Source organism: Mycobacterium sp. TH-M25, assembly GCF_057473665.1.
The window spans coordinates 1-8,970 of sequence record NZ_JBYCLA010000424.1 but is presented as its reverse complement, the minus strand read 5'-3'; the positions used below and the strand labels follow the sequence as shown (position 1 = coordinate 8,970).

Here is an 8,970-nt window from a genome sequence, read left to right as displayed (position 1 = left end):
CGGCGAATTCGCCCAGGGCGGCGCGTATCGCAAAGCTCGGCACCGTCAGCGGGGTGGGCCGATTGATAGCCCGGCCCAATGCCGTAGTGAATTCGGCGTTGGTGACGGGCGCCGGGCCGGTGAGGGTCACCGGCCCGGACAGCCGCTCGTCGGAGATCGCGAACTGCCGCGCCCGGACGGGGTCCTCCAAGCTGGTCCAGGGGAGGGATTGGCGGCCGCTGCCCAGTCGGACGCCTAGGCCCAGCGAGAACAGCGGCCGCAGTTGACCGAGAGCGCCGCCTGCGGCGGCCAGCACGACGCCGGTACGCGCCAACACCACCCGGACGCCGGCCGTACGTGCCGGCGCGGTGACCGCTTCCCAGTCCACACACAGCTGGGCGAGGAAACCGCTTCCCGCCGGAGCGGTTTCGTCGACCACATGGTCTCTGGTATCGCCGTAGTAGCCGACTGCACTGGCGTTGACGAGCACGCCGACGCCGACGTCGGCGGCCGCGATGGACAGCACCTCGGTCGGGGTGATGCGGCTGTCGCGCAGGTTCTGTTTGAACGCCCCCGACCAACGCCGCCGACCGACATTGATGCCGCACATGTTGACGACGGCGTCGACGCCGCTCAGCGCTTTGGCGTCGAGCTCACCGCGGTCAGGATCCCAATGCAACTCACCGGTGTTGGCCGGCGCCCGGCGCACCAGACGCAGCACGTCGTGGTCTGCGGCGCGCAATGCGTTGACCAGCGCGGAACCGATCAGGCCTGACGAGCCGGCGATCGCGACGGTTGCGGGCACGAGTCGAGCCAATCTCCTAGCGGCCTCAGAGCCCTAAGTCGGCCTCGAAAGCACCCTCTTCGAGCCGATGCTTGATGGTGGTCACAAAGCGTCCGGCGTCGGCGCCGTCGATCAACCGGTGGTCGTAGGTCAGCGGCAGCAGGCACACCGAGCGCACGCCGATCGACTCGTTGCCGGTCTCGTCGACGACGACCCGGGGCCGTTTGACGATCGCGCCGGTGCCCAGCATGGCGGCCTGCGGCGGCACCAGGATAGGCGTGTCGGTGAGCGCACCCTGACTGCCGATATTGGTGATCGTGAAGGTGCCACCGGAGAGTTCGTCGGGCCGCAAGTCGCCCGAGCGGGCACGCCCCGCTATGTCGGCGATCGCACGGGCCAACCCGGCCAGCGACAGGTCGCCGGCGTTGTGGATGACGGGGGAGAGCAGACCCTGCTCGGTGTCGACCGCGAAGCCCAGGTGCTCGGCGTCGTAGTAGGTGATCTCCTTGCTGCCCTCGTTGTAGCTGGCGTTGACGTTCGGGTGTGCCTTGAGCGCGTCGATCACGGCGCGTGCGATGAACGGCAGAAAGGTCAGGTTCACCCCCTCGCGTTCGGCGAACGCGGATTTCGCTTTGTGGCGCAGCGCGACGATGCGCGTCATGTCGACTTCGTGGACCTGTGTGAGCTGCGCGGTTGCCTGCAGAGATTCCCGCGTCTTGTTTGCGGTGATCTGGCGGATGCGGCTGGCCTTCTGCGTGGTTCCGCGCAGATGCGCCATTGCGGGTGCGGTACCCGGCGCGCTCGGCTTGACGCCGGCCGGAGGTTGGGCGGCCGCCGGGGACGCGGGCGTCGGCGCCTTCGCGGCTTGGTCCTGCTGTGCCCTGCGGTCAGCAGCGGCCAGCACATCCTGCTTGCGGATGCGTCCGCCGACTCCTGTTCCCTTGACCGTGCCGAGGTCGATGTTGTTCTCAGCGGCCAGTTTTCGCACCAGGGGTGTGACGTAAGGGGCGCCGTCACCGGTCGCCGGCTCGGCTTCGGCGGGTTGCGGTTCCGGTGCGACCGGGGCCGCGGCCGGCGCGGCGGGTGCGGGTGCAGCCGGCGGCGGTGCGGGTGCAGCCGGCGGCGCGGGGGTGGTGGGCGCCGCGGTGATGGCGCCGACGCCGATGCGGGCGAGTTCGCCGCCGACCGCAACGGTGACGTCTTCCTCGGCGGTGATGCTGATCAATGTGCCCGCCACCGGTGACGGGATCTCGGTGTCGACCTTGTCGGTGGACACCTCGACCAGCGGCTCGTCGACCTCCACGACGTCGCCTAACTTTTTCAGCCAGCGAGTCACCGTGCCTTCGGTGACCGATTCGCCGAGTTCGGGCATCAGCACCGGCTGCGAGTCTGCGGCTGCGGGTTGGTCATTGGCTGTCGGCGCGGCGACCACCGGCTGCGGCTCGGGCTCGGACGCCGCCTGCGCGGGAGGTCGCTCAGCGAGCTGTTCGTCGGCTCTGGGTGCCTCGGAGGCGTCGCCGATCACGGCAAGCTCGCCGCCGACCTCGACGGTCTCGTCCTCGCGGGCCACGATTTTGGTCAGCACGCCGGCAGCAGGTGCGGGGATTTCGGTGTCGACCTTGTCGGTGGACACCTCCAGTAGCGGCTCGTCGAGTTCGACGGTGTCGCCTTCTTGCTTCAGCCAGCGAGTAACGGTTCCCTCCGTCACGCTCTCACCGAGTGCCGGCATCTGTACTGAGAAGGCCATCTGACGTCGACTCCTCGATTGATCGGTCGGTGGGCGCGGGTCGACCTCTGACTTACCACAGCACGGTGTAAGCGAAGCTGCACCCGTTGAGTACCGAAATCATCCTGTCACTCCGGAATTGTCGGCGCACAACCAGGGCAAGCCGTCGCGCCCGAGTTCCGTCGTCGGCGCTCGTGGTCTTCATGCCGCTACGTGCGTCCTGTGAGTCGCGTCTCACTCGGACTCGGGCGCAGCATGGATCACGAATCCCAGGCGCCCCCGCGAGTCCAATAAATCAGACTTTATGTCCATTTAAAGAGATGTCGCGTGTCCAAGTTGTGTGACATATCCGTTTTTTGACGCGAATAGGATTCCGCAAAGCCGAAAACTTGGATATCTTGTTCGGCGTGTATCCCGATGACAGCGGCAAGGAACTTGCCACCGTGCTCTCCTATCTGGCGGGTCGCTCCCTGAGCAGGGAAGAGATCTGGACGGCGATGGAACTGCCGCGTTCCACCTACTACGACCAGTTGGACAAGGGCACCCTGATCACCGCCGACAACCTCCGGGTCGCTGCAGCCAACCTGGGCATCAACCGTGCCGAGCTGCTGACGCGCTACCGGTTCATCGCGCCAGAGGAAGTCACCGCGCTGGCCGAAGAAATCCGCGGAAGCACGCAGACGCATGCGGTAGCGGGTGGGGGCAACGTCAAGACTCTTCAGCAGCCGACGAAAATCTCGGCTTGGCGCCCACGCTCCGACGCGCCGCCGCTGTAAATCTTCTACGTCGCGTGAGGTACTGCTTTGGCACTTAGCGCTCTTCTCATCACCACCCTGGCGTGCATCACCGTGAGCCTGTGGATCCGCCGGGTCACGTGGCGTTGCCGTTGGGAATTGGCGGCGACGCTGAATATCGCTCTGCAGGGTGCCGCGGTTGCGCTGATGTCGCCACTGGCCGCCGACACGATCGGCGTCGGACTGTATCGGCTGACCGGTGAGTGGAACCTGCAGAACTACATGGGCCACGACTGCTACATCGTCGCGGCCTCGGCGATCGTGTACAACTCGGTCGGCCGCGTCACCGACGACGGAGCGCTGCAGCGATCGTTCAAGCAATACGTGGAACGCCCCGCCACGCTGTGCATTCCGTTGTTGCTGGCCGCGTTCACACTCAGCCGCGGCAGCAGAGTCCACACGCGTGACTTCTTCGCGCTGCCCACCGACTTCTGGTTGAGCGTCTACTGGGTCATGCTGTGCGGAACTTTGGCTTACCTGCTCGTGTTCGGCTCGCGCGCCTTGTTGGTGCTGCGGCAGGATCCGCGATCGCGCAACATTGCCCACTTGTACCTGATCTTCTCGGCGAGCGGCATCGCCGCCTGCGTGGTGCGCATCTTCACCGCAGTGATCCCGGCGTTCCAGGGCACGGCGACTACCGCGATAGTGTGGTTCTTCTGCTGCGTCTGCGGCGCCGGTTTCGCGCTGGCCTCGGCGCAATCCTGGCGTCAGAGGGTTCGCTGGTTCAGTCGCCCGACGGTGAGCGGCTAGCCGTTCGCCGCGATGTCCTCCAGCACCGCGAACATGGTGCGCGTCGGTACACCGGTGCCGCCTTTGGGGGTGTAACCCCATGGACCGCCAGTGTTGTAGGCCGGGGCGGCGACGTCGATATGCGCCCAGCTGACTCCGTCAGCGACGAACTCGCGAAGGAAGACGCCTGCCACCAGCATCCCGGCGAAGCGCTGTCCGCTGATATTGGCCAGGTCGGCGACCGTCGACTTCAGGTCGTCCTTCAACTCGTCGGGCAGCGGCATCGGCCAACCGTTCTCGCCGATTCGCTGAGAAACCCCGGCCACCCGGTCGCGGAACTCGTCGCTGCCCATCACCCCTGGCGTGCGTGCGCCGAGCGCGACGGTCTGCGCACCGGTCAACGTCGACGTCTCGATCAAATAGTCCGGGTTGTCCTCGCACGCCCGCACGATCGCGTCGGCCAGGATCAATCGTCCCTCGGCATCGGTGTTGAGAACCTCGACCGTCGTGCCGCCATATTGGGTCAGCACGTCGCCGGGCCGCTGCGCCGTCGCCGACGGCATGTTCTCGGCCATCGGGACGGTGGCGATCACGTCGATCGGCAGCCCCAGCTGTGCGGCCAGCGTCACGGTCGCGATCACCGCCGCGGCGCCGCCCATGTCCGAGGTCATGTGATGCATCGATGCCGCCGGCTTGATCGAGATGCCACCGGTGTCGAAGGTGACGCCCTTGCCCACGAGCGCGACTCGCTTCGCCTGCTTGGGCTTTTTCGCCAGCCTCGCGCCGTAGTGCGACAGCCGCACCAGTCGCGGCAGCCGCGACGATCCCTGGCCGACGCCGATGATGCCACCGTAGCCGTCTTTCGTCAGCGCCTTGTCGTCGAGCACTTCGACTTCGAGCCCGACGGAATCTCCTAAAGCCTTTGCTCGCCTTGCGAATTCAGCGGGAAATAGGTGGCTGGGCGGCGTGTTGACGAAGTCGCGCGCGGTGGCGACTGCGGTGGCCACCGCCACGGCGTGAGCGGCCCGCGCTTTGGCGGCCTTGTCGCTGGACAGCATGGTGATCGTGCGCAGGCCCGGGTCTTTGGGAGCCGTCTTCTCAGTGCGGAACGCGATGAAACGGTAGCTGCCGAGAATCAATCCTTCGACGGCTGCCTCCAGCGGGCCCTCGCCTGGTAGCGCGCCCAGCGTGCTGACCACCGATTCGGTGCCGCCCAAGGCGCGCGCCGCCGAGCCGGCCGCGCGGCGAATCAGATCCGACGGCCACTCGTCGCGCCTCTTGCCCAACCCGACTGTGAGCACACTGGCCACCGGCAGCGACTTCACCACCAAACGGTGCACCTGCTCGACAGCGCCGGTGGCGTTCAGCGCCCGTAAGCCGTCCTCGATTTCGGTGACCGCCTCTTGGGGCAGTAGTGAATCGGCGTCGGCGACCAGGGCGCCTGGTTCGTCGTTGACATCCTCGAGGCTCGACGACACCACAGGGACGACCAGGACCGTCGATTTGGCGCCCCGGCGGGGTAGCGACGAGACGATGGAGACAGCGGGAGTCAGGTATCCGGGTTGTGTGCTCACGAATTCAACCCTAACGATCGTGCCAACATTTCGGCGATACCGGCGTCCTGGGTGGCCTCGACGTCCAGTGAATCGACCACCGGCCACGTGTACCAGTCGGGTAGTCACCCGCGGCCCGCATTAGGGTGAAATGTCTAGGGGCCGCGCTGGCGAGGATGCAGAGCACAGCGATCAGAAGGAGTAGCGCCAGTGAGTGAAGTGTTACATGGACCGCTGGAGGATCGCCATCGCGAGCTCGGCGCAAGCTTCGCCGAATTCGGCGGGTGGCTGATGCCGGTCTCCTACGCCGGCACGCTCGCCGAGCACACAGCGACCCGCAACGCCGTCGGCCTGTTCGACGTCAGCCACCTGGGCAAGGCGCTGGTCAAGGGGCCCGGCGCCGCAGCGTTCGTCAATTCCGTGCTGACCAACGACCTGGATCGCATCCAGCCGGGCAAGGCGCAATACACGTTGTGCTGCAATGACTCTGGCGGCGTCATCGATGACTTGATCGCCTATTACGTCGCTGCCGACGAAATTTTCCTGGTGCCCAACGCCGCCAACACCGCTGCGGTGGTCGCCGCGCTGAAAGCAGCTGCGCCCGCGGAGCTGACCATTACCGACGAGCACCGGTGCTACGGCGTGCTGGCCGTGCAAGGCCCCCGGTCGACGAAGGTGCTGACCGGGCTGGGCCTGCCTACCGACATGGACTACATGGGTTACGCCGATGCCGAATTGGACGGCGTGCCGGTGCGGGTGTGCCGCAGCGGCTACACCGGCGAACACGGCTACGAGCTACTGCCGCCGTGGGACTCTGCCGGCCCGGTATTCGACGCGCTGCACGCCGCGGTGACGCGGGCCGACGGGCAACTGGCGGGCCTCGGAGCGCGTGACACACTACGCACCGAGATGGGATATCCACTGCACGGTCACGAACTCTCGGCGGACATTTCGCCGCTGCAGGCCCGGTGCGGCTGGGCGATCGGCTGGAAGAAGGACGCATTCTTCGGGCGCGACGCGCTGCTGGTGGAAAAAGAAACCGGTCCGCCGCGGCTGCTGCGCGGACTCAAGGCGGTCGGCCGCGGTGTGCTTCGACCCGACCTGAATGTTCTCGATGGTGACAAGACCGTCGGCGTCACCACGTCGGGCACATTCTCGCCGACGCTGAAAGTCGGTATTGCGTTGGCGCTCATCGACGTCGACGCGGGTATCGAGGACGGCAGGCACGTCAGAGTCGATGTTCGCGGGCGTGGCATCGAATGCGAAGTCGTCAAGCCGCCGTTTGTCAACGCGAAAACTCGTTAGCGCTGGGTTATACAATCGCCTGATGACCGGCGCCGACGACGATCGACAGGGCAGTGTGATCCAGAAAGGGTCCGAGGAGCGGCGTAAATGACCAGCGACGTTCTCGAGTTCACGGTGTCCCGCGCCGAAAACCCCGCCAGCGACGATGCGCGACACGCGATCCTCGCCGACCCCGGTTTTGGCAGGTACCACACCGACCACATGGTGTCGATCGACTACTCCGAGGGCCGGGGTTGGCACGACGCGCGGGTCGGTGCGTACGGACCGATCACGTTGGACCCGTCGGCGATCGTGTTGCACTACGCCCAAGAGATCTTCGAGGGACTCAAGGCCTACCGCTGGGCGGACGGGTCGGTCGTGTCGTTTCGGGCCGATGCCAACGCCGCGCGGCTGCGGAACTCGGCCGAGCGGATCGCCATTCCCGAACTGCCCGAAGAACTTTTCCTGGAGTCGCTGCGACAACTGATCGCCGTCGACAATGTCTGGGTGCCGCCGGCCGGCGGTGAAGAGTCGCTGTATCTGCGCCCGTTCATCTTCGCCACCGAGCCGGGGTTGGGGGTCCGCCCGGCCAAGCAATACCGCTACATGGTGATCGGCTCGCCGGCCGGGGCCTACTTCAAGAACGGGATCAAGCCGGTAACCGTCTGGGTCTCAACGGATTACGTCCGGGCCAGCCCGGGTGGCACCGGTGCCGCGAAGTTCGGTGGCAACTACGCCGCATCGCTGGTCGCCCAGGCGGAGGCCGCCGACAACGGGTGCGAACAAGTGGTGTGGCTCGACGCTGTCGAGCGCCGCTACATCGAAGAGATGGGCGGGATGAACCTGTTCTTCGTGTTCGGCAGCGGTGGATCGGCGCGCCTGGTCACACCGGAGCTGTCCGGTTCGCTGCTGCCGGGCATCACGCGAGACTCCCTGTTGCAGTTGGCGACTGACGCGGGTTTCGCGGTTGAAGAGCGCAAGATCGACATGGAGGAGTGGCAGAAGAAAGCCGCCGACGGCGAGATCACCGAGGTGTTCGCCTGCGGCACCGCCGCCGTCATCACACCGGTGTCGCACGTGAAATATGGGGAGAACGAATTCACCGTCGGTGACGGTGAATCCGGCGAGGTGACCATGGCGCTGCGTGACACGCTCACCGGCATTCAGCGCGGTACTTTCGTCGACACCCACGGCTGGATGTCACGGCTCGGCTGAGCGACTCACGCGATCCTCGCCGCGAGTAGCACAGCGGTGACGGTCGTCGTCAATTCAATTGCGGCGCCGAGCACGTCGCCGCTGACGCCGCCGAAACGTCGTACGCAGTGCCGCACCAGCAGAGCGGACGCGAGCAGGGCGGTCAGCACCGCGACCGGGCCGTGCCAGGGGTGTCGACCGACGGCCGAAGATGCGGCCAGCAGCAGGGCCACCCACCCGACGACCACCGGCGTGCGCTGGCCGCCGACAACGCGCGAGCCCAGCATACTTCCGGGTGCGGCCGACAGCCCGCGGCGACAGGCCTGCACCGCCGCAACCCGGCCTGCGCACACCGCGGTCACGATCCCCGCCGGGTGCAACGTCGAAAACGCCAGTCCCTGAGCGACGATCACCACCACGATGGCGCTCACGCCGAACGGTCCGGTCGACCCGTCGCGCATCACCGCCAGCGCTCGTTCGGGTGGTCCGTAGCAGCCGAGGCCGTCGGCGGTGTCGGCGGCACCGTCGATGTGCAGCCCGCGGGTCGCCGCCAGCAGTGCGACAACCCCGACCAGACCGGCCAGCGGGCTCGCCGGGCCGAAGGCCCACCAGCCGGCCCACGTCACCGCGGCGACCAGCGCGCCGAGCGCGACGCCCACCAGCGGAAGGGCGGTCATCGCGCCGCGGTCGAACGGCCGATCCCGGCCGGCGGGCATCGGGACGACGGTATCGAACGCGAAAGCCGCTGCCAACGAGCGGATCACGATGCAGACATGCGATCGGCGACGCCGGCGTCGGCGAACGTCGCCATCGACGCGCACGTGGCCACCGCGGCGCGCAACACCGGCAGTGCCAGCGCCGCACCGCTGCCTTCGCCGAGTCGCATGCGCAGATCGAGGATCGGATCCAGACCGAGTTGAGCCAGAG

9 protein-coding genes are annotated in these 8,970 nt (G+C 66.8%); 4 read left to right on the top strand and 5 right to left on the bottom strand.

The window, feature by feature from the left end; translation table 11 throughout:
• Both AC2VOU_RS14340 and sucB read right to left on the bottom strand, forming a co-directional pair.
• Positions 1–784, bottom strand: a 784-nt coding sequence (locus tag AC2VOU_RS14340) for a TIGR01777 family oxidoreductase (protein WP_486957983.1), incomplete at its 3' end; no start/stop codon positions are given.
• Between the two features lie 25 nt (positions 785–809).
• Positions 810–2,510, bottom strand: coding sequence for a 2-oxoglutarate dehydrogenase, E2 component, dihydrolipoamide succinyltransferase (gene sucB / locus AC2VOU_RS14335; protein WP_486957982.1), 1,701 nt, complete (start codon positions 2,508–2,510; stop codon positions 810–812).
• A gap of 386 nt (positions 2,511–2,896) precedes the next feature.
• On the opposite strand from sucB, the gene AC2VOU_RS14330 reads away from it, so the two are divergent.
• Both AC2VOU_RS14330 and AC2VOU_RS14325 read left to right on the top strand, forming a co-directional pair.
• Entirely contained in the window at positions 2,897–3,265 is a 369-nt protein-coding gene (locus AC2VOU_RS14330) for a hypothetical protein (RefSeq protein WP_486957981.1), read from the top strand.
• A gap of 27 nt (positions 3,266–3,292) precedes the next feature.
• Complete coding sequence (locus AC2VOU_RS14325; RefSeq protein WP_486957980.1) at positions 3,293–4,033, top strand: hypothetical protein; 741 nt, start codon at positions 3,293–3,295, stop codon at positions 4,031–4,033.
• On the opposite strand, the gene AC2VOU_RS14320 is transcribed toward AC2VOU_RS14325, so the two are convergent.
• Complete coding sequence (locus AC2VOU_RS14320; protein WP_486957979.1) at positions 4,030–5,586, bottom strand: leucyl aminopeptidase; 1,557 nt, start codon at positions 5,584–5,586, stop codon at positions 4,030–4,032. The genes AC2VOU_RS14325 and AC2VOU_RS14320 overlap by 4 nt on opposite strands.
• A 189-nt stretch (positions 5,587–5,775) precedes the next feature.
• Between AC2VOU_RS14320 and gcvT the strand changes: the two genes are divergently transcribed.
• Both gcvT and AC2VOU_RS14310 read left to right on the top strand, forming a co-directional pair.
• Positions 5,776–6,870, top strand: coding sequence for a glycine cleavage system aminomethyltransferase GcvT (gene gcvT / locus AC2VOU_RS14315; protein ID WP_486957978.1), 1,095 nt, complete (start codon positions 5,776–5,778; stop codon positions 6,868–6,870).
• 87 nt (positions 6,871–6,957) lie between these two features.
• Positions 6,958–8,064: a branched-chain amino acid aminotransferase gene (locus AC2VOU_RS14310; protein ID WP_486957977.1), complete on the top strand. Its 1,107-nt coding sequence runs from the start codon at positions 6,958–6,960 to the stop codon at positions 8,062–8,064.
• A gap of 5 nt (positions 8,065–8,069) precedes the next feature.
• Here AC2VOU_RS14310 and AC2VOU_RS14305 read toward each other — a convergent pair whose 3' ends face one another.
• Positions 8,070–8,807, bottom strand: coding sequence for an adenosylcobinamide-GDP ribazoletransferase (locus tag AC2VOU_RS14305; RefSeq protein WP_486957976.1), 738 nt, complete (start codon positions 8,805–8,807; stop codon positions 8,070–8,072).
• Positions 8,804–8,970, bottom strand: a 167-nt coding sequence (locus AC2VOU_RS14300; protein ID WP_486957984.1) for a nicotinate-nucleotide--dimethylbenzimidazole phosphoribosyltransferase, incomplete at its 5' end; no start/stop codon positions are given. The genes AC2VOU_RS14300 and AC2VOU_RS14305, both read right to left, overlap by 4 nt.

Bases quoted from the DNA above. Each gene is read 5' to 3' on its own strand.
- AC2VOU_RS14310 (WP_486957977.1), top strand. From the start codon at position 6,958: ATGACCAGCGACGTTCTCGAGTTCACGGTGTCCCGCGCCGAAAACCCC.
- sucB (WP_486957982.1), bottom strand. From the start codon at position 2,510: ATGGCCTTCTCAGTACAGATGCCGGCACTCGGTGAGAGCGTGACGGAG.